25 protein-coding genes and 1 pseudogene are annotated in these 19,146 nt (G+C 67.9%); 8 read left to right on the top strand and 18 right to left on the bottom strand.

The window, feature by feature from the left end; all coding sequences use genetic code 11:
- Nucleotides 1-2: 2 nt before the first annotated feature.
- Nucleotides 3-1,475, top strand: a complete 1,473-nt coding sequence (locus KYX17_RS01370; RefSeq protein WP_374208915.1) for a DHA2 family efflux MFS transporter permease subunit — start codon at nt 3-5, stop codon at nt 1,473-1,475.
- A 45-nt stretch (nt 1,476-1,520) separates the two neighbouring features.
- On the opposite strand, the gene KYX17_RS31960 is transcribed toward KYX17_RS01370, so the two are convergent.
- Entirely contained in the window at nt 1,521-1,652 is a 132-nt protein-coding gene (locus tag KYX17_RS31960; protein WP_283818066.1) for a hypothetical protein, read from the bottom strand.
- A 100-nt stretch (nt 1,653-1,752) separates the two neighbouring features.
- Between KYX17_RS31960 and KYX17_RS01365 the strand changes: the two genes are divergently transcribed.
- The 3 genes from KYX17_RS01365 to KYX17_RS01355 all read left to right on the top strand — a co-directional run bounded on the left by KYX17_RS01365 (nt 1,753) and on the right by KYX17_RS01355 (nt 3,282).
- Entirely contained in the window at nt 1,753-2,253 is a 501-nt protein-coding gene (locus KYX17_RS01365) for a DUF6328 family protein (protein WP_243224747.1), read from the top strand.
- A 30-nt stretch (nt 2,254-2,283) separates the two neighbouring features.
- Complete coding sequence (locus KYX17_RS01360; protein ID WP_243224746.1) at nt 2,284-2,859, top strand: 1-acyl-sn-glycerol-3-phosphate acyltransferase; 576 nt, start codon at nt 2,284-2,286, stop codon at nt 2,857-2,859.
- 123 nt (nt 2,860-2,982) lie between these two features.
- On the top strand, nt 2,983-3,282 hold the full coding sequence (locus KYX17_RS01355) for a Fe-S cluster assembly protein HesB (protein ID WP_243224745.1): 300 nt from the start codon (nt 2,983-2,985) through the stop codon (nt 3,280-3,282).
- Nucleotides 3,283-3,357: 75 nt separating this feature from the next.
- Here the strand turns inward: KYX17_RS01355 and KYX17_RS01350 are convergent, their stop codons facing one another.
- From KYX17_RS01350 to KYX17_RS01325, 6 genes are all read right to left on the bottom strand, one after another.
- Nucleotides 3,358-3,744 (bottom strand): SHOCT domain-containing protein, encoded by a 387-nt coding sequence (locus KYX17_RS01350; RefSeq protein WP_243224744.1) that lies wholly within the window; start codon nt 3,742-3,744, stop codon nt 3,358-3,360.
- Between the two features lie 135 nt (nt 3,745-3,879).
- Nucleotides 3,880-4,758 (bottom strand): AraC family transcriptional regulator, encoded by an 879-nt coding sequence (locus tag KYX17_RS01345; protein ID WP_243224743.1) that lies wholly within the window; start codon nt 4,756-4,758, stop codon nt 3,880-3,882.
- 108 nt (nt 4,759-4,866) lie between these two features.
- On the bottom strand, nt 4,867-5,436 hold the full coding sequence (locus KYX17_RS01340) for an alpha/beta fold hydrolase (RefSeq protein WP_243224742.1): 570 nt from the start codon (nt 5,434-5,436) through the stop codon (nt 4,867-4,869).
- Between the two features lie 100 nt (nt 5,437-5,536).
- Entirely contained in the window at nt 5,537-5,731 is a 195-nt protein-coding gene (locus KYX17_RS01335) for a hypothetical protein (protein WP_243224741.1), read from the bottom strand.
- A gap of 101 nt (nt 5,732-5,832) precedes the next feature.
- Nucleotides 5,833-6,657: a DNA-formamidopyrimidine glycosylase family protein gene (locus tag KYX17_RS01330; RefSeq protein ID WP_243224740.1), complete on the bottom strand. Its 825-nt coding sequence runs from the start codon at nt 6,655-6,657 to the stop codon at nt 5,833-5,835.
- Between the two features lie 76 nt (nt 6,658-6,733).
- Nucleotides 6,734-7,336 (bottom strand): putative immunity protein, encoded by a 603-nt coding sequence (locus KYX17_RS01325; protein ID WP_243224739.1) that lies wholly within the window; start codon nt 7,334-7,336, stop codon nt 6,734-6,736.
- Nucleotides 7,337-7,497: 161 nt separating this feature from the next.
- Between KYX17_RS01325 and KYX17_RS01320 the strand changes: the two genes are divergently transcribed.
- Nucleotides 7,498-8,097 carry a DNA alkylation repair protein gene (locus KYX17_RS01320; RefSeq protein WP_243224738.1) on the top strand — a complete coding sequence of 200 codons (600 nt, stop codon included), beginning with the start codon at nt 7,498-7,500 and terminating at the stop codon, nt 8,095-8,097.
- A 65-nt stretch (nt 8,098-8,162) separates the two neighbouring features.
- Here KYX17_RS01320 and KYX17_RS01315 read toward each other — a convergent pair whose 3' ends face one another.
- The 9 genes and pseudogenes from KYX17_RS01315 to KYX17_RS01275 all read right to left on the bottom strand — a co-directional run bounded on the left by KYX17_RS01315 (nt 8,163) and on the right by KYX17_RS01275 (nt 14,421).
- On the bottom strand, nt 8,163-8,993 hold the full coding sequence (locus KYX17_RS01315) for a nucleotidyl transferase AbiEii/AbiGii toxin family protein (RefSeq protein WP_243226148.1): 831 nt from the start codon (nt 8,991-8,993) through the stop codon (nt 8,163-8,165).
- Nucleotides 8,993-9,535 carry a hypothetical protein gene (locus KYX17_RS01310; protein WP_243224737.1) on the bottom strand — a complete coding sequence of 181 codons (543 nt, stop codon included), beginning with the start codon at nt 9,533-9,535 and terminating at the stop codon, nt 8,993-8,995. The genes KYX17_RS01315 and KYX17_RS01310 overlap by 1 nt, the downstream gene beginning before the upstream one ends.
- A 137-nt stretch (nt 9,536-9,672) precedes the next feature.
- Complete coding sequence (locus KYX17_RS01305; protein ID WP_374208914.1) at nt 9,673-9,939, bottom strand: integrase core domain-containing protein; 267 nt, start codon at nt 9,937-9,939, stop codon at nt 9,673-9,675.
- The gene (locus KYX17_RS01300; RefSeq protein WP_308220850.1) at nt 9,923-10,090 is read right to left on the bottom strand and encodes a hypothetical protein; all 168 of its coding nucleotides are present in this window, start codon (nt 10,088-10,090) and stop codon (nt 9,923-9,925) included. Before KYX17_RS01300 ends, KYX17_RS01305 begins: the two co-directional genes overlap by 17 nt.
- 345 nt (nt 10,091-10,435) lie before the next feature.
- The gene (locus KYX17_RS01295; protein WP_243226147.1) at nt 10,436-11,359 is read right to left on the bottom strand and encodes an IS3 family transposase; all 924 of its coding nucleotides are present in this window, start codon (nt 11,357-11,359) and stop codon (nt 10,436-10,438) included.
- Nucleotides 11,260-11,499 (bottom strand): annotated as a pseudogene (locus KYX17_RS31955) (transposase); the annotation flags it as partial. The pseudogene KYX17_RS31955 and the gene KYX17_RS01295, both read right to left, overlap by 100 nt.
- A gap of 368 nt (nt 11,500-11,867) precedes the next feature.
- Nucleotides 11,868-12,332 (bottom strand): ATP-binding protein, encoded by a 465-nt coding sequence (locus KYX17_RS01285; RefSeq protein WP_243224736.1) that lies wholly within the window; start codon nt 12,330-12,332, stop codon nt 11,868-11,870.
- 233 nt (nt 12,333-12,565) lie between these two features.
- The gene (ychF, locus tag KYX17_RS01280; protein ID WP_243224735.1) at nt 12,566-13,639 is read right to left on the bottom strand and encodes a redox-regulated ATPase YchF; all 1,074 of its coding nucleotides are present in this window, start codon (nt 13,637-13,639) and stop codon (nt 12,566-12,568) included.
- An 11-nt stretch (nt 13,640-13,650) separates the two neighbouring features.
- Entirely contained in the window at nt 13,651-14,421 is a 771-nt protein-coding gene (locus KYX17_RS01275; RefSeq protein WP_243224734.1) for a class I SAM-dependent methyltransferase, read from the bottom strand.
- Between the two features lie 59 nt (nt 14,422-14,480).
- On the opposite strand from KYX17_RS01275, the gene KYX17_RS01270 reads away from it, so the two are divergent.
- Both KYX17_RS01270 and KYX17_RS01265 read left to right on the top strand, forming a co-directional pair.
- Entirely contained in the window at nt 14,481-15,071 is a 591-nt protein-coding gene (locus tag KYX17_RS01270) for a 3'-5' exonuclease (RefSeq protein ID WP_243224733.1), read from the top strand.
- Nucleotides 15,072-15,227: 156 nt separating this feature from the next.
- Nucleotides 15,228-16,505, top strand: a complete 1,278-nt coding sequence (locus tag KYX17_RS01265) for a DNA recombination protein RmuC (protein ID WP_243224732.1) — start codon at nt 15,228-15,230, stop codon at nt 16,503-16,505.
- An 8-nt stretch (nt 16,506-16,513) separates the two neighbouring features.
- Here the strand turns inward: KYX17_RS01265 and KYX17_RS01260 are convergent, their stop codons facing one another.
- Both KYX17_RS01260 and glpX read right to left on the bottom strand, forming a co-directional pair.
- Nucleotides 16,514-16,828, bottom strand: coding sequence for a hypothetical protein (locus tag KYX17_RS01260; protein ID WP_243224731.1), 315 nt, complete (start codon nt 16,826-16,828; stop codon nt 16,514-16,516).
- A 115-nt stretch (nt 16,829-16,943) separates the two neighbouring features.
- Nucleotides 16,944-17,930: a class II fructose-bisphosphatase gene (glpX, locus tag KYX17_RS01255; protein WP_243224730.1), complete on the bottom strand. Its 987-nt coding sequence runs from the start codon at nt 17,928-17,930 to the stop codon at nt 16,944-16,946.
- Between the two features lie 183 nt (nt 17,931-18,113).
- Here glpX and fbaA point away from each other — a divergent pair, with 183 nt between their 5' ends.
- The gene (gene fbaA, locus KYX17_RS01250) at nt 18,114-19,142 is read left to right on the top strand and encodes a class II fructose-bisphosphate aldolase (protein ID WP_243224729.1); all 1,029 of its coding nucleotides are present in this window, start codon (nt 18,114-18,116) and stop codon (nt 19,140-19,142) included.
- Nucleotides 19,143-19,146: the final 4 nt, after the last annotated feature.

Here is a 19,146-nt window from a genome sequence, read left to right as displayed (position 1 = left end):
TCATGGCCACCACGACCGGTTCCATCCCCACGACCGCCAAGGCCGAGCCGATGATCGCCCGCTCGGACATGCGGGTCATCTGGCTGCTGCTGGTGGCCGCCTTCGTCGCGATCCTCAACGAGACGACGATGGGCATCGCGATCCCGCACCTCAACGAGGACCTGGGCCTGCCGCCCGAGCTCGGCCAGTGGCTGACGAGCGCGTTCATGCTCACGATGGCCGTCGTGATCCCGACGACCGGTTTCATCCTGCAGCGGTTCACCACCCGGCAGGTGTTCATCGCGGCGATGAGCGCGTTCACGCTGGGCACGCTCGTGTGCCTCATCGCGCCCGGCTTCACCGTGCTGCTCGCGGGTCGCGTGATCCAGGCGGCCGGCACCGGTGTCATGATGCCGCTGCTGATGACCACGATGATGAACGTCGTGCCGCCGCAGTCGCGCGGCCGCATGATGGGCCGCGTCGGTCTCGTCATCTCGCTGGCCCCCGCGATCGGACCGACGCTCGCCGGCGCCGTCCTCGAGGCTCTGAACTGGCGCTGGCTGTTCGGCATCGTGCTGCCGATCGCCATCGTGGCCCTGGCCATGGGCGCCAAGTGGATGACCAACCTGGGCGAGACGAAGAAGGTCCCGCTCGACGTGCTGTCGATCCCGCTCGCCGCGTTCGGCTTCGGCGGCGTCGTGTACGGCCTCAGCCAGTTCGGCGGCCACGGCGCGGGCGCCGCGACGACCGGTGTCGTCGCGCTGGTCGTCGGTGCGATCGCGTTGGCGCTGTTCGTGTGGCGTCAGCTCGTGCTGCAGCGCATCGACGACGCCCTGCTCGACCTGCGCGTGTTCCGCTCGCGCAACTTCACGATCGCCGTCATCATCATGTCGATCGTCGCGCTGTCCATGTTCGGAACGCTCACGCTGCTGCCGCAGTACCTGCAGAACGTGGCCGGACTCGATGCGCTGCAGTCCGGTCTCATCCTGCTGCCCGGTTCGGTTCTCATGGGTCTGCTCGGTCCGGTCATGGGGCGCATCTACGACGCCCGCGGGACGCGCACGCTCCTGATCCCCGGAACGATCATGGTCTCGGGTGCGCTGTTCTTCTACGCGACCGTCGGCGAGCACACGCCGTGGTGGATGCTCGTGCTCGTGCAGACGGTCATGTCGGTGGGTCTCGCGATGTCGTTCACCCCGCTGTTCTCGGCGTCCCTCGGTTCGCTGGAGCGCCGGTTCTACTCGCACGGCTCAGCGGTGCTGAACACGCTCCAGCAGGTCGCCGGTGCGGCGGGAGTCGCGGTCATGACGGTCGTGTACTCGTCGATCCTGCACGCGGGCGAGAGCGAAGGGCTGTCGAAGGCGGTGGCCGGTGCACCCGGTGCCCGCACGGCATTCCTGCTGGCCGCGATCATCTCCCTCGCGGCGGTCGTGCTCGCCGGCTTCGTCCGCAAGCCGGCCGACGACGCGGGAGAGGGCTTCCACGGCGGTCACTGACCGCCTGAGCGCCGCGGTGTCCGGAACGGATGCCGCGGCGCGTCGTCACTCGGTCGGCAGCGCGCAGAAACCGCCACTGCAGGAGCCGGCGTCCGCATCGCCCAGGAGGTCGAGTCCGCCCGGCGCGACGAGGGGCTTCGCCGCCGGCGTCGCGTCTGAGGTCTGAGGATCGCTCATGCCTCCATGCTACGCCCGTGCACGGACGGAGGCGCGGCCCGGACGATCGGCGGCCGCAAGCCCCTGGACAAGCCGGCGGTCCCGGATCGAGACTGCCGGTATGAGCGACGAGGATGCCCAGACCGACGGCCGCGACGAGTCGGCCGACGAACGCGCCGACCGCAACTGGGACGAGCTCATGCAGGAGCTTCGCGTCATGCAGACGGGCACGCAGGTGCTGTCCGGTTTCCTGCTCGCCGTGGCTTTCCAGCCCCGCTTCACGGAGCTGGATGAGTTGCAGCGCGCGCTCTACCTCGTGCTCGTCGGTCTCGCGGCCCTCGCCACGATCCTCTCCCTGACTCCGGTCGGACTGCATCGCGCCTGGTTCGGGATGCACCGCAAACCCGATCTGGTGCGCTTCACGTCGCGGATCGTGAAGGCCGACCTGTGCGTGATCGGCCTGCTCAGCGCCGGAGTGACCACGCTGATCTTCGACTTCGTCCTCGGGCACACGGCCGCGCTGATCGTGCTGATCACCGCCAGCCTGATCGTACTCGTGCTGTGGGTGGCGCTGCCCCGGCTGGCGCATCGCGGTCGAGGACGGAGCCGTTCCATGCCCTGAGACGCATGCGCCGTCGCCTACGGTGGTCTGATGCTCACCCGACTTCTCGCCCGCGTCTTCTGGACGTTCAGCCGCTGGACGCTCACGGGCGGAGAGGCGCCGAGCCGCCCCACGATCCTCGTCGGTGCGCCGCACACCTCGAACTGGGACTTCGTGCTCATGCTCGCCATCGCGTGGCGGCTGGGGATCGACGTGCACTGGCTGGGCAAGAAGAGCCTGTTCCGCGGCTGGCGCCGTCCGATCATGCGCCGGCTCGGCGGGATCCCCGTCGACCGCGACGACCCCGGTCGCGTCGTCGCCGACGTCATCGCGGACGTGGATGCCGGGGACGTGTTCGCTCTCGTCATCACACCCGACGGGACCCGTGGCGGCAACGAGTACTGGAAGAGCGGCTTCTATCGCATCGCGATGCGGACCGGGATGCCGGTGACGCTGGGCTTCGTCGACCGGACGACCATGACGACCGGACTCGGGCCGACCTTCGCTCTGTCCGGAGACGTCCGCTCGGACATGGACCGGATCCGCACGTTCTACGCCGACAAGTCGGGAGTCCGCCCTGAGCGGCGCACCGAGCCGCGGCTGCGCGAGGAACTCGGTCAGGCCTGAAGCCGGAAGGTGGGAGAACCCTCCGAGTCGGCGCAAGGGGGTTGATGCGATCAACCCCGTCCGGAATCGTGGCCCGGACATGCCCCGTCCGGGGTGTGTGTCCGCGAACGGAAGGAGAGCCGCGTGCTCACCCTCACCGACAATGCAAACGCCGTCGTGACCACGATCGTGGCCGGCCAGGAGAACGGACAGGACGCCGGGCTGCGGATCGAGTCCGCACCGGCCCCCGGTCCCAACGGCGAGGCCCGCTTCGCCGTTCACGTGGTGCCCTCCCCCGAACCTGCGGATCAGGTCATCGAGGCCGCAGGTACGCGAGTGTTCCTCGAGACCGCCGCAGCAGACGCCCTCGCCGACAAGGTGCTGGACGCCGCCGTCGACGGTGAGGGAGCCGTCAGCTTCACGATCCTTCCGCAGCCGGTCTGACGCGCAGCGGAGCGAACGACGTCGCCCCCGCACCGATGCATCGGTGCGGGGGCGACGTCGTGACGCGAGAGAGGATCAGCTCAGGGCCTTGGCCTTGATCCTCTCGAACTCCTCGGTGGTGACGGCGCCGGAGGCCAGGAGCTCCTTCGCCTTCGCGATCTCGTCGGCCGGGCTCTGGCCCGCGACCTGCTGGATGTACGCGTCGGTGGAGGCCTTGGCGGCTTCCGCCTGCGCGGCGTAGCGCTCGGCCATGCTGCCGCCGCGGGCGATCAGGTAGACGAGCACGGTCAGGAACGGCACGAAGATCAGGAAGATGATCCACAGGGCCTTGAACCAGCCGTTGAGCTTGTGGTCACGGAACAGGTCCCCGATCACCGCGAACAGTGCGTACAGGTACGACACGAACGCGAAGACGAGGATGAACCACCAGATGATGTCCCAGAATGATGCCCAGAAGTTCATGGGAATGCGCCTTTCGTTGGAGGCCGTCGATTCGTCAGGCCAATCGAACGGTACTGCCTGGGCAGGACGCGCGGGCCGATCGGCGCCGTGCATTCACCCCGGACGGGTGAGGTCCACGCCGCACCGTCTTCCCGGTCATCCCGGCTCGACAGGCAGCCACAATTCGCAGGCGGCGTGGGTCTCGGTGAGCTCGAGGTAGCGGACGATCGACGGCCCGGGGCGCAGCCGCCACGGGTTCGACGGGAACCACTCGGTCGCGGTCGCGGCCCACAGCCGCTGCAGCGTTTCGGGGAACGCTCCTCGGGACGCGAAGACGGCCCAGGTGCCGGCCGGCACGGGGATCTCGTCCAGATCGGAGGGCACATCAGTGCCCTCCGAGACCGCGACGCCGTGAAGATAGGTCAGAGGCGTGCCCTCCGCGGCATCCGGTTCGAGGCCGTCCGAGACGGCCAGGATGCCCGCAGGCTCCGTGTTCCCTATCGCCTTGAGCCGGACATGGGCTTCCGGGGGCAGTGCTGCGATGTGAGCCTGGATGTGCGGATTGACGCCCTCGTGAACGAGGGGCACCTCGACGGCGTGGCCGACGAGAGCGAAAGCGGGACGGTCGGTGATCGTGACGTCCATGGGGGTCCTCCCTTCGACGCTCAGACGGAATCTGAGCGCGGTCTGCGTACGGAGAGGACCGCCTTCTCGGCGCACCTGAGCCGGCGCTGTGTCATGCACCGAACGGAACGCCCGCCCGAACGCCTCGACGGATCCGTAGCCGTAGCGCACCGCGACCGTCAGCAGGTGAGGGGCGCCGGCCACGAGCTCAGCCGCGGCGCGGGTCATCCGGCGACGCCGGATGTACTCCGACACCGGCATCCCGGCCAGCGATGCGAACATCCGCCGCAGGTGATACTCGGTGGTGCCGTGCGCCCTGGCGAACGCCGCGATGTCGACGTCCTGACCGGGACGGTCGCCGTCGAGGGTCTGCTCGATGCGATCGATCAGGTCGTTAAGTGTGCCGATCATGCGGTCCTCCTTACGACATCCATGCTCGTCGCATGCGCGTCGCGCCGCCCGATCTTCCGTGCCCGATCCGATCGGAGCCGCCCTGGCTCCTCGGGAAGCGACGTCAGGTCAGTCCCAGTCGAGATACTCCTCGATGATCACGGCGGTCTCGACCGGATGCGTGACCGGGAACAGATGATCCGCGCCGTCCACGATCTTGATGCTGGACCGCTCGGGTGCCTTCGCCTGCAGGCGCTCCGCGTTCGCCGCCGGGGTGACCTCGTCGGCGGTCGCCTGGACGATCAGCACGGGCAGTACGGGCGCCAGCTCGATCTCAGCGTCCTCGACGCCGAGGAGCAGCAGGCCGTTCGCCCGCTCGTGGTGCTGCGCGACGACCGCTCCCGCGACGGTGCCGCCGAACCCGTGGCCGCCGATCCACGCGTCGGAGAGACCGACGTGATCCATGACGGCGATGACGTCGTCGGCACGGTCCGCGAGAGCGAGGTCGGCACCGCCCGGGCGGTGACCGATGCGCAGCACGCGGAATCCCGCCTCTTCGGCGAGGTAGTGCGACACCACGCCGAGCACGTCGTGGTCGGTGCCGGCCTCCGGGATCAGCACGAGCGCGACGGGGCCTTCGCCTTCGTCGACGTAGGGAACGGCGCGGTCCGCCGGGTCGAAGACGCTGCTCTCGGTCACTACTTCAGTCCTCTCGTATGGCCGTCATGATCTTCGTCGGCCATGCGGTCGCGGCACGGACTGTTCATGTTACCGGAGCCGCCGGAGCACCCCCGCGACCTCAGTGCCCGGAAGCATCCGGATGATCCGTGCGCTGCCGACTGTGGTCGGCGACGTCCGGGGTCGCGCGAAGAATGTCGGCGATCTCCTCCTCCGGGCGTGGGGCGATCGTCTCGTCCGCTTCGATTTCGGGAATCGAGGATTCCCCCGGGCCGGGGATGTGCTCGTGCCCCGGGTCGCGCTGCTGATCGGCCATGTCGACGCCTCCTTGCGGTGAGACACCTGAAGACTACGCCCGACCGGCACCTGCCTGCCGTCATGTCATCGACGCGCAGCGCTGGTCGAGTCGCGGTCGGGTCAGCCCACATCATCCTCGGCTTGACAGCGCGGGCAGGACTGGGCGGATGCGCCCGAGAAGGTCTGATCGACGATCGTCGTACTGCACACCGGGCAGGGTTCCCCTCCGCGGCCGTGCACAGCCATCGCCTCGACCTTCGCCGGCCTGAGACGGTCGGGCGCGAGACCGCGACGGTCGTCGGATGCGCCCCGCATCACGTCGACGATGGCGCCGAAGAGGCGCTCCCTCGCATCCGTGTCGAGCGTGGCGGCGTGCACCGCGAGCGGCAGTCGCGCCCGATGCAGGATCTCGTCGGAGTAGGCGTTGCCGATGCCTGCAAGGGATGTCTGCTCCTGCAGCAGCGCTTTGATCTGCTTGCGGCGTGTGCCCAGCGCACGCTCGAGATCCTCACGGGAGAAACCGGCGGAGAGCGGGTCGGGCCCGAGGGCGGCGATGCCCGGTACCTCGGTCGGCGCGTCGACGACGGAGGTCGTGACGGCGAGGAAGTCACCGGTGTCGACGATCTGCATCAGCGCGCGGTCATCGAGCGCGATCCGGGCGACCTCGGGCACCGGCTGCTGGGCGGCGTGCTCCCCGGGGGACTGCCAGCGGATCCAGCCGTTGCGCCCGAAGCCGATCATCAGCCAGCCGGCCGACGTCTCGATGCCGACATGCTTGCCGAAGCGGCGCATCCCGGTGATCGTTGCGCCGACGAGTGTGTCCAGCGGCCGGTCGCGTGTCTTGACGATACGGAACTCGGCGATGTCCAGCGCGGCGATCGCGCGGCCGACGATGCGCTCGTCGAGGAACTCGACGAGCGCCTGTACCTCCGGTGACTCGGGCATGCGCCCATCCTCGCACCGGGATCCGACATCGCACAGAGCCAGGTGAAGGTATGCCCGGCACGGCGCGACGGCAACGTCAGCGCTGCTCCGGGGTGGTGGTCTCGCGCGCTGATTCCGCATGGGCGCGACCGTCGATCCGCTGCGCCGACTCAGCGATCTGCGTCTGGATCTGGCGGATGGTCGATCCCAGTACCCCGCGCGACAGGAGGCCGGCCCCGAGCGGACCTGACGGATCGGTCCCGAGTGGTGGAAGCAGTCGCAGCGCCTCTCGTTCCCGCTCGGTCAGGTCCGCCACCTGCCACTGGATCTCTTCTCGCGCTGCCTCCGGCCGACCCGGGTGCGCGAGGGACACGGCCTTCACCGCGTACGCGGCCGCCCCCAAGGCGTGCGCACCCATATGAGCGACCGCTGCCGCCTGCCCGACCGCCCTGGCGGCCGCACCACCGGCAGGAGACGTCGCCGCCTTCGCGGCCTTCACCGCTACGAGGCGCTTCCTGATCTCCTCGCCTGCCGTGCTCTCCCCCGCGCTGTAGGCGCGCGTGCGGGCGATCGCGTCCCGGATCTCGTCCCGCGCCGCCGCATCGGCATCGAACAGCGGGAGCACGCGCTCGGCGCATGCCAGTGCCCAGCGCGCCAGGGCTCGTCGGTCCGAATCGCTCAAGGTCTGTATCGACACCACGCACCGAGCCTAACGACGGCCTCCTGACACAGGGCACGGTTCCGCCCGTCGAGCGGGAACGCGGTCAGACGTCGAAGCGGAACTCCACCACTTTCCGGCACGATGCCGGCCGCTCGCGCTGGGCTACCACCGCGACCCCGGCACTTTGCTAAGGTCCGGCCATGGGGAGTCTCCTGAGAACTGCAGACGAACTGGTCGCTGCACTGCAGAACGCGTCGGATGCGCGTGAGACCGAGCGGATCCGAGCCCGAGTCGCAACCGACGAACCAGTCATCGGCGTCCGGATGGGCACGTTGTTCGAGACGTCAATGCTCGCCGCCGACATCCCCTCGGCAGAGCTCGAAAGACTTCTCGCGCATCCTGCGTACGAGCCGCGCCTCGCTGCATTCTGCATCCTCGATTTTCGTGCCCGTCGGCGCCTTTCCGACAAGGCGCGTAAGGATCTCGCCACTATGTACCTCGACCACCACGACGCCATCACGACATGGGACATGGTTGATCGAGCAGCACCCCGAGTACTCGGATGGCCGATCCTGAGCGAGGCGATCGAGTTCTCGATCCTCGAAGGCCTCGCGCGATCCGACGACCCACTTCGACGACGGTCTGCCATCACCGCGCCGCTATGGTTCATCAAGAAGGGGACAGATGCCGACGTCGCGCGTGGACTTCTCATTGCAGACCTGCTTGCTGAGGACTCACACCCGCGCGTCGCGTCCGCGGTAAAGATCTACCGCAAGCACGCGGCCCGGCGCGGTCAATGAATCCGGCGACTAGACGTTGAAGCGGAACTCCACCACGTCGCCGCGGTTGGTGAACGTCAGGAGGATCACTCTGAGCCGGCCGCTGCGATGCGCCGAACGAAGTCGTCGGCCCAGGCCACAGCCTCGCCAAGCGACGGCAGAACATCCAATCCGTCCGCCGCCTGAACGTAGAGATCGTCCCAGTCCTGTCGCGCGACAATGGGCGGTGGCCAGGCCTGTTGCCGTCGATACTCGAAGAGCCTGACGCACGTCACCGCAACCAGTTCGAGGTCGAGGCTCTCACCCCGGTCGAGAAGTTGAAGGTCAACGAAGTCGCGAGCGCGTTCACTGCCTTCGCCAGAAACAGCGTGGAGCTTCTGCGCAACCTGGTGCTCAGCGCGCATCACCGGCACCGGTTTCGGCGACTCGAGACCGACCTCGGTGAAGAGCTCAGCCAAGTCTGCCGCGAGATGGAACTCAGGCTCATCGGCGTCGCCGATCTCGTTGTGACCGAGCTCAAACCTCACCGTGCACCACGATCTGCCCCGATAGTCGAGCTTCACATCGAAGGGCCGCATGACGTACGCGGTCGGAACAGCTGGGGGCCGCGGTGCCGATCTCTCGACCAATCTGCCAGTGAAACCGGCCCAGCCTCGCGCGAGCGCTTCCTCGAACTCGCCGCGGAATCGCGCGAGCGACTGCACACGTGCGGCGTCGAGATCCTGAGTGAATCGCGTGCCGCGCCCGTACCGGAGCGCCATCGCGCTCCCGCCCTTGATCGCTCCGTCAGGGAGCATCTGGCCAACAACGACCAATGCCATGCTGACCCGGCGGCGCAGCGCCAACCCATCGTCGCCTTCGAGGTTGCGGATGCGCTGTTCCAGAGAGCGCACACTCGTCGGCGCACCGCTGTACATCACTGATGAACACCTTTCGTCACCCGCCGCCATTCGGCAGTGGTGAGGAGTCCTTCCGCTCGCGCCTGCTTCGCGGCCGCCAGGAGACGCTCGTCCTCGATTCGACCACGACACTCGAGGAGCGCTTCACCAACAGTCTGAGACTCGAGCCCCTCGTACAGGGTCGTTTGCACGGCATCTCGCACCTGCGTCAGCTCGACGAATGCTGGTAGCTTCGGCCTTGCGCGCCTGGGGACGGCGACATTGATTCGTCGGGGATTCACATCAGCGAGGCCGAACAGCGCCAGCACGGACTCGCCGTGCAGGTACGCGCCCTCACCAGCGCGCAGGAGCGCTTCAGCGAACTGGTCGTATGGGGTCGGAGGGATGTCCGGCACTCGGTACAGTCCGTAGGCGATGTTCTTCAGACCCCCCCGGGCTGCGAGCTTCGGGAGCTCGACGGCAGGCACTCCCGCTTCGGCGGCGGCCTTGGTGGTGACGAATCCGTAGTGGTCGAGCGCGATCTCGCGCACGACATCCCGGTACTTCGCGGTCATCGCCATGTCACAACTCTACCGAAAACGGTAGTCTTGCGACAAGTGAAATGGGATGTGGGGATTGGCGCATGGACCTCTTCCGAACGCTCAGGTCGTCCTGTTCACACGCGACATCGACCGTGCCGTGGCCTTCTACAGCGCTCCTATCGGGAGCCTTGTCCGGCAGGTGCCGGGTTGGCTGATTCGAGGTCAGCGTAATACGCCTGCTCGACCTCGAGGGGAGTGCGCATGTCGAGCTCCCCGTCGAGGCGCTGGTTGTTCCACCACCACACCCATTCGAGGGTCGCGAGTTCGACCTGCTCGACGGTGCGCCAGGGCCCGCGTTGGCGGATCAGTTCGGTCTTGTAGAGGTTGTTGATCGCCTCGGCGAGGGCGTTGACGCTCCTATAATTGTCAACTCGCGATTTCACCGGTTCGCGGGTCGGTCTTGATGAGGTGATAGACCTCGCGGATGACATAGCGTTTCAGGCAGCGGATGATGTCGCGTTTGCTCTTGCCTTCGGCAGTTCGTCGGGCGACGTAGGCGATCGTGGGCTCATGGAATCTCATTCTGACGATCACGGTCCGATAGATCGCCGCGTTGAGCTGGCGGTGCCCGCCGTGAGGATCCCTCCGATCGAGTCCATCACGGCGGCGACGTGGATGTGCTTATGGGTGTCGACGCCGATCACGACGTGCCCTGACCTGACTTGTTCAACTTCGTCCACGGTGGTGTCTCCTTGCCGGTTATCGTGGATTCACACTGTCGCCGGCGGGTGGACAGGACTGTCACGGGGACGCTGTCGAAAGTATGCTCCAGGCTCCTATTAGGTCACGCCCGACCGGCGGCAGTGCTTGATTGCATGCCTGGCCGGAGGCTCGACAGATCAACGCCAAGGCACCCTGCGGGCCAATCGTAAGCAAGGGTCAGAACGCTCCGGCCAGGACTACCCCATCCTCGCGAGATCGGGCAGAAACAGACTGACAGTCGTAGCTGTCGCCGACTGTTCCGGTGGAAGGGACGGCGCCGAGTTCGACGATGCGGTCGGTGTAGACCATCGCCATGTAGTTCGACCCGTGATCCGAGTGATGCGTCAGCCCTGTGAGGTCACCACCGGCGCCCCACGCGGCCATATCCAGCGCTTGCAGTGGGAGGATCTCCGACCGGAGCGTCGACGCAACGTTCCAGCCCACGATGCGGCGCGAGTAGACATCGGTGACGAACGCGACGTAGGCGGACCCGGACCATGTCGCGACATAGGTCACGTCGCAGACCCAGAGACGTCGCGGCGCTGGTGCGGTGAACCGGCGGTTCACCAGATCGCTCGGCAGCGCGGTCGTCTTGTCCGAGCGGGTCGTGAACGCCCGCTTCGACTTGCGAACCCCGCGAACCCCGGCGAGGCGCATGAGGCGCTCGGTCTGGTCCCGACCGATCTCCCACCCTTGTCGGCGCATCAGGGCGTGCATCTTCCGGCGCCCGTAGACGCCGTAGTTCTCCGCATACAACCGGGCGACCTCCGGGACGAGGAGTTCGTCCTTCAGCTGCCGGGCCGACGGGGCGCGGCCGACCGCGGCGCGATACCCGCGCGCGGTGAGAAAGCCCTGCACTGCCGGGCGGAGGACCCGGCAGATGAGCTCGACCCCGAAACGATTCCGGTGCTCGTTGATGAACCGGATCATCTCGGTCAGGGGCGGTCGAGCTCCTTCGCGAAAAACACGCTCGCAGCCTTGAGGATCTCGTTCGCTTTGCGCAGCTCGGCGTTCTCCTTCTCGAGCTGCTTGATCCGCTGCGCGGCCTCGGTCGTGACACCAGGCTTGGCGCCGGCGTCGACCTCGAGGCGCCGCTGCCAGAGTCGCAGCGTCTCCGGGCTCATCCCGAGCAGCCCAGCGACGTGACGGACCGCGCTCATCATGTTCGGGTGCGACGGTCGCGTCTCCGCGAGCATCCGCAACGCCCGCTCACGCATCTCCGGCGAGTACTTCCTGTTCATCGTGTTCCATCCTTGCTTGAAGAACGGAACGAAAGTCAGGCCGATTCACAGCGCCTCGAGCCGATTACCGGGTGGGACGCGAAGGTCATCGAGCACCGCCGCAGATCCCACCTGGCGTAGCTTGCGCAACGCGACTCGATGGATCCTCGGATCGATCGAGCGCACGCGCTCACGACGCCACAGCCGTTCGGTCTCCTTGCTACCGAACGATCTGATCACGCGACCGGGGTATACCGCGGGCCGTTAGTAGCGCTAGACGTTAAACCTGAACTCGGCCGAGCCTCGCACGGACCAACCTCTGGAATTCGGCGACTGATGCACCCGACAGGCGGGGATCTCGTGGCACCGGGCTCTTCCTGGTTGACAGATCACACCACAAGCACGGTCACGGGTCCCTCATCAGGAGTCGGAGGCTCGAAGTGATCGAAGTACCTTGCGGCGGTCGCCGTATCCAGAGCGAAATCGTCGCTGTGTGAGCGTCTGCGCGAGGCCACACGCCGTAAACACGTCTCACGGTCAGTCGAAAGGTAGATCGTCTCAGGAACCACCCCGAACGGTTCCAGCACATGCCTCCATTCCTCCCTCATGGCACGCGACCAGAAGGAGAAGTCGAGCACGACCTCACGTCCATCTTCGACGAGATCCACGAGACGACGTCGGAGCTCGATCTCGATCTCGCGATGCGCATCATCTGTCAGCGGCATGCGTCGGATGCCCCTGCCCCAGGCCTCTTGATCGAACGAGAGCCGAACGAATCCGTCTGCCTCCATCCGACGAGCGACGGTCGACTTGCCTGACCCCGCCGGTCCGCACATGAAGACGACCCGAACCATGGGTATCAGTCTACGGACATACCCCTGGCCGACTTGTTCGACCGCACCGATGGCGTGTCCACGGGAAGCGGCTTGCGCCCGAAGACCAATCCGCGTCAGTACGAGCCTGCCCGAACCCGTCCAGGCGCGAGCGGCATGCTCAACTCGGACGCATGGAGGCAGTAATCCATCTCCCCGACGTCGATATCCACGAAGCACGCGCAGCCGTGTTCCCCGTGCGGATGGGAGTTCCGCTACACGTTGAAGCGGAACTCCACCACGTCGCCGTCCTGCATCACGTAGTCCTTGCCCTCCAGGCGCGCCTTGCCCTTCGCGCGGGCCTCGACGACGGATCCCGTCTCGACGAGGTCGTCGAACGAGATGACCTCCGCCTTGATGAAGCCCTTCTCGAAGTCGGTGTGGATGACGCCGGCGGCCTGCGGGGCCTTCCAGCCCTTGCCGATCGTCCAGGCGCGCGCTTCCTTCGGGCCGGCGGTCAGGTATGTCTGCAGCCCCAGCGTGTCGAAGCCGATGCGGGCGAGCTGGTCCAGCCCCGACTCGTCCTGCCCTGTGGACGCCAGCAGCTCCGCCGCGTCCTCGGGATCCAGGTCGATGAGCTCGGACTCGATCTTGGCGTCGAGGAACACCGCCTTCGCCGGAGCGACGAGCGCGGCCAGTTCCGCCTTGCGGGAATCGTTCGTCAGCACCGATTCGTCGACGTTGAAGACGAAGATGACGGGCTTCGCGGTCAGAAGTCCCAGCTCGCGGATCGGTGCGAGGTCGATCCCGCTGGTCGAGAGCAGGATGCCGCGCTCGAGAGCATCCTTCGCGGCGTTCGCCGTCTCCAGCACCGAGCGGTCGAGCTTGCGCCCGCGGACCTCCTTCTCGTACCGGGTGATCGCCTTCTCGAGCGTCTGGAGGTCGGCGAGCATGAGCTCGGCGTTGATCGTCTCCATGTCGGATGCCGGGTTCACCGCGCCGTCGACGTGCACGACATCGTCGTCGGCGAAACCGCGCACGACCTGCGCGATCGCGTCCGCCTCGCGGATGTTCGCCAGGAACTGGTTGCCCAGGCCCTCCCCCTCACTCGCACCGCGCACGATGCCGGCGATGTCGACGAACGACACGGTCGCGGGCAGGATGCGCTCGCTGTGGAAGATCTCGGCCAGCGTGCCCAGCCGAGCGTCCGGCAGACTCACGACGCCGACGTTCGGCTCGATCGTCGCGAACGGGTAGTTCGCCGCGAGCACGTCGTTCTTGGTCAGCGCGTTGAAGAGGGTGGACTTGCCGACATTGGGCAGACCGACGATTCCGATAGTGAGAGCCACGGGGTACGAGTCTACCCGCGCAGGGCCCCGGAACTCCGCGCGCCATCGCGCACCGTCCGGAAGGCGCGTGTGACGTACGGAAGCTCGATCTCGGCATCGCCGTGAAGGTCGAGCTCGTCGAACAGCGCGTCCATCTCCCGCCGGATGCGAGCTCTCTCCTCCTCCGATGCCGTGATGACGTAGCTGCGGGACTGCGCCATGCTGTGCAGCCGGTCGCGCGTCATGGCCCGCGACCACTCCCCCTCCCACGTCTCGAGGCCTCGGAACGGATCCGCGACCTCGGGCCCGGATCCGGACAGCATCTCCTCGGCGGCGCTGCCGTGCATGATCTCCGTCAGCCGCCGGACCCAGGTCGTCCGCTCATCGCGGACGTTCCAGATGAGCCCGAGAACGCCGCCCGGGCGCAGCACCCGCCCGATCTCCCGCGAGGCCCGAGCGACATCGACCCAATGCCACGCCTGCCCCAGCACGACCGCGTCGACGCCTCCGTCCGGGAGGGGGAGGCTCTCGGCGGTGCCGGTGAAGGTCGGCACTCCTGGGACGTTCTGCCGCAGTTGCGCGAGCATCTCGGCATCCGGATCGATCGCGACGACTTCGGCGTCCGGCGCCTTCACGAGCAGACGGGTCAGTTTGCCGGTGCCGGCTCCGACGTCGGCGACGCGACGCGATCCCGGCGACAGCGGCTCGAGCATCCACGCCACAGCATCGAACGGGTAATCCGGACGGCCGGCCTCGTAGCTCACGGCTTCTGCGCCGAAGGATGTCGCCCGCGAATCGCTCATGTCGCCAGCCTACGGCGAGCCTGCGACAACGTTCCGAGGTGTCGGGAGACAGTGAACTCGTGCCCCTGGATTTCACTGCGATCGACTTCGAGACAGCGAACTCCAGCCCCGCATCCGCCTGCTCGGTCGGGCTCGTGCGCGTGCGCGGCGGCGAGGTCGTCGCCGTCGCCGGCTGGCTGATCCGCCCACCCGCAGGGCACGACGACTTCCAGGAGTGGAATGTCCGCATCCACGGGATCCGCCCCGAGGACGTCTCCGGCGCGGCCACCTGGCCGGAGCAGTTCGACCGGCTCTGCGCCTTCGCCGGCGCCGACGTCCTCGTCGCGCACAACGCGGGCTTCGACCTGAACGTCCTGCGGCGGGCCTCCGCGGCGACGGGGCTGGACTGCCCGCCGTACCGGTCGCTGTGCAGCCTGCAGGTCGCCCGCAAGACCTATCAACTGGACTCCTACCGCCTGCCCAAGGCCGCCGCGGCCGCCGGCTTCGCCGAGTTCTCCCACCACGACGCTCTCGCCGACGCCCGCGCGTGCGCGCAGATCGTGATCGACGCCGCGCGTCGCGTCGGCGCGGCGGACGTGGAGACCCTCGCGTCCGCCCTCGGCGTGCGCGTGACCGAGCCCGTCACCACGCCCGAGCGCGCCGTGGCGTGACGCAGCAGCAGTCACCTCGGTCGAGCACCCGGCGGGTGCACGGCTTGCCGCCGCAGGAACGGCTCGTCCGCATCGCCTGGAGGTCCGTTCGACGGGATGCCGTGCAGTCGGCGCGCGGGGTCGGTCCGTGTCGGTGGTCCGGAGCACACTGAGGACATGGATGCCGCGCTCATCGTTCTCCTCGTCATCGTCGCCCTCGCCGCAGGCGTCGGGGTCGGCTGGTTCGCGCGCGCCGCGCGCGGTTCGGCCGCGCTCGCACGCGCCGAGGCCGAGCTGGCGGCCGCACGCGACGACCGCGATCGTCAGTACGACCTGTATCGGGATGCCGTGGAGCACGCCAGGGCGCAGCAGACGGCCGAGGCCGCGCGCATCCAGCAGCAGAACGCCGTGCTCACGGCGCTCGCGCCGGTGCGCGAGTCCCTGCAGCAGATGCAGCACAAGGTCGCTTCCCTCGAACAGGAGCGCCATGCGCAGTTCGGGTCGCTCGCCGAGCAGCTGCGGCACGCGCAGGAGTCCGACGAGGCGCTGCGCGCGACCACCGAATCCCTCGCCGGCGCCCTGCGTTCCAGTGCGACGCGGGGCGTGTGGGGTGAGACCCAGCTGCGCCGGGTCGTCGAGGCCGCAGGCCTCACGCGGCACGTCGACTTCGACCTGCAGACGACGATCTTCTCCGATCGAGGACAGGGCCGTCCCGACATGGTGATCCGCCTCGCGGGCGGTGCGTCGATCGCGGTGGACGCGAAGGTCCCGCTCGACGCCTATCTCGAGGCCAGCGCCCTCGGCATCAGCGAGAAGGACGAGGCCGCGCGCCGTTCGCTCATGCAGAAGCACGTGAAGGCGGTGCGCGCCCACGTCGACGCGCTGTCCAAGAAGGCCTACTGGTCCGGCTTGGAATCCAGCCCGGAGTTCGTCATCTGCTTCCTGCCCAACGAGTCGCTCCTCGCGGCCGCGATCGATGAGGATCCGACGCTTCTCGACCATGCCTTCGGTAGGCGCGTCGCCCTCGCCTCCCCCGTCAATCTCTGGGCGGTGCTGAAGACGGTCGCCTACACGTGGACGCAGCAGGAGGTCTCCGCCGAGGCGAAGACGCTGCTCGCGCTCGGGACTCAGCTGTACGAACGCCTCGGCACGCTGGCCGGGCATGCCGACGACCTCCGCCGCGCCCTGGAGCGCACGGTGGACAGCTACAACCGGTTCGCCGGCTCGCTCGAGAGCCGCGTCCTGGTCACCGCCCGGCAGTTCCCCGGCATCGACGCGAGCACGCTCGACGGCTCCCCCGGGACGGTCACCGGTTCGCCGCGTCGCCTCACGGCTCCGGAGCTGGTCTCGGACGCGGCGGTCGACGGTTCCGCCGAACTCGGGTCACCCGCGGCATTGCGCGCGGACGTCGGCGAGGTCCGGGCGCGACTGGGCGGAGAAGGTCCCTTGCGGTGAGCGGACGCTCAGGCGCCGCCGGGCACCCAGCTGAGCAGCGCGATCACGAGGCCCGAGGTCACGACGAAGGCGCCGATCATCCACCAGGGGCTGAGTTCATGGCCCTCGTCGCGGCGAACACGGAAGAGCACATCGGCGCGACGGGACGGGTCCTGCGCGATTCCGGTGCGCGCTGCGGCCGCCGTCTGGGCGGACGCCGCGGCGCCGTCGGGGCGAGAGGTCGATCCGAGGGTGCCGTCCGGGTTCACCCGGAGGATGCGGCCGGTGGCCGTCGTGACCACCTTCGGGGCGGCCTTCTCACTGCCAGTGTGCTGCGTGCTCATCGCTCGTCCTCCTCCGGCCGCGCCTCGGTCGAGGAGCGACAGCAGATCCTGCCCTATTCTGCCAGGCTCTGCTGAGAATGTCGGGACCGGCGGCTCTACCGTCCGGTTTCCGCCGTCACAGCCACTTCGAGACGAGATGCTCGCTGGCGATGCGACGCAGGGTGCCGGACGCACCGCGCAGGACCACGGACTCGGTGTACACGTACCCGCCCTCGCGGCGGACGCCCGCGACGAGCTGGCCGTCCGTCACGCCGGTCGCGACGAAGATCGTGTTGTTCCCCTGTACGAGGTCATCCGCCTCGTAGACCTTGTCCATCTCCAGCCCTGCGTCGATGCCCCGCTGACGCTCCTCGTCGTCTCGAGGCCAGAGCCGCCCCTGGATGTGACCGCCCAGCGCCTTGATCGCGCACGCCGTCACGATGCCCTCCGGGCTGCCGCCGACCCCGACGCACATGTCGGTGCGGGCACCGTGCCGCGCCGCGTTGATGCCGCCGGCCACATCCCCGTCGCTCATCAGTCGCGTGCCCGCTCCGGCATCCCGGATCTCCTGGATGAGCTGCTCGTGACGCGGCCGGTTGAGCACGGAGACGACGATCTCGTCGACGGGCTTGCCCAGTGCCGCCGAGAGCCGCCGGATGTTCTCTCCGATCGGGAGCCGGATGTCGACCACGCCGACACCCGCCGGCCCTGTCACGAGCTTGTCCATGTAGAAGACGCTGGAGGCGTCGAGCATCGTGCCGCGATCGGACACCGCGATCACCGACAGCGCGTTCTGGCGCCCGGCGGCTGTGAGCGACGTGCCATCGATCGGATCGACGGCGATGTCGCATGCGGGTCCGCGCCCCGTGCCGACGACCTCGCCGTTGAAGAGCATGGGCGCGTTGTCCTTCTCGCCCTCGCCGATGACGACCTGACCCTGGAAGTCCACCGTCCCGAGGAAAGCGCGCATGGCATCCACGGCCGCTCCGTCGGCAGCCTCCTTCGCCCCGCGACCGATGAACGGCACGGCACGGATCGCCGCGGCCTCGGTCGCGCGCACGAGCTCCAGCGCGAGGTTGCGGTCGGGACGCAGGGGGCTCAGATCGGCCGTCAGACTCACCATGCGGTCAGCCTAGCCAGCAGATAGGCCGAAACAGCCCGAGTTTCCGCTCGGAGGCTGCGAAGGAATCGCAATTCTTAACAGCGGTGAAGAGCGGGAGGTCCGCCTACGACACCGGCCACGGCATCCACGGCGTCCGGCGATAGAGTGACTGCTGTCCCGGCTTCATCTATCGCAGGAGTTCCCATGCCCGTCGCCACTCCGGAACAGTACGCAGAAATGCTCGACCGCGCGAAGGCCGGTGGCTTCGCGTATCCGGCGTTCAACGTCTCCAGCTCCCAGACCATCAACGCCGTCCTCCAGGGGCTGACCGAGGCCGGTTCGGACGGCATCATCCAGGTCACCACTGGCGGCGCGGACTACTTCGCCGGCCACACCGTCAAGGCCCGCGCCACCGGTGCCCTCGCGTTCGCCCGCTACGCGACCGAGGTCGCGAAGAACTACCCGATCACCGTCGCGCTGCACACCGACCACTGCCCCAAGGACGCGCTCGCCGGCTTCGTCGAGCCGCTCATCGCCGCATCCGAGGAAGAGGTCAAGGCCGGTCGCAACCCGATCTTCCAGTCCCACATGTGGGACGGCTCGGCCGTCCCCCTCGCAGAGAACATCGAGATCGCGAAGGACCTGCTCCCGCGCATGAAGAACATCAACGCGATCCTCGAGGTCGAGATCGGCGTCGTCGGCGGCGAGGAGGACGGCGTCGCGCACGAGGGATCCAACGACGCCCTGTACACGACGTTCGCCGACGTCGACGCGGCCGTCCAGGCGCTGGGGCTCGGCGAGCAGGGCCGCTACATCGCCGCCCTCACCTTCGGCAACGTGCACGGCGTCTACAAGCCGGGCGGCGTGAAGCTGCGTCCCGAGCTGCTCGGTGAGATCCAGGCCGAGGTCGCAGCGAAGTACGGCACGGGGCCGAAGCCCCTGGACCTGGTCTTCCACGGCGGCTCGGGTTCGACCGACGAGGAGATCGCGCTCGCGGTCGCCAACGGCGTCATCAAGATGAACATCGACACCGACACGCAGTACGCCTACACCCGCGCGATCGCCGACTACATGTTCAAGAACTACGACGGCGTCCTGAAGGTCGACGGCGAGGTGGGCAACAAGAAGCAGTACGACCCGCGCGCCTGGGGCAAGATCGCGGAGTCCGCGATGGCCGCCCGCGTCGTCGAGTCCACCCGCCAGCTGGGCAGCCACGGCCAGTCCCAGAGCTGACGCT

This window comes from Microbacterium sp. CIAB417, from assembly GCF_022788845.1.
This window is presented reverse-complemented; position numbering and strand designations above follow the sequence as displayed.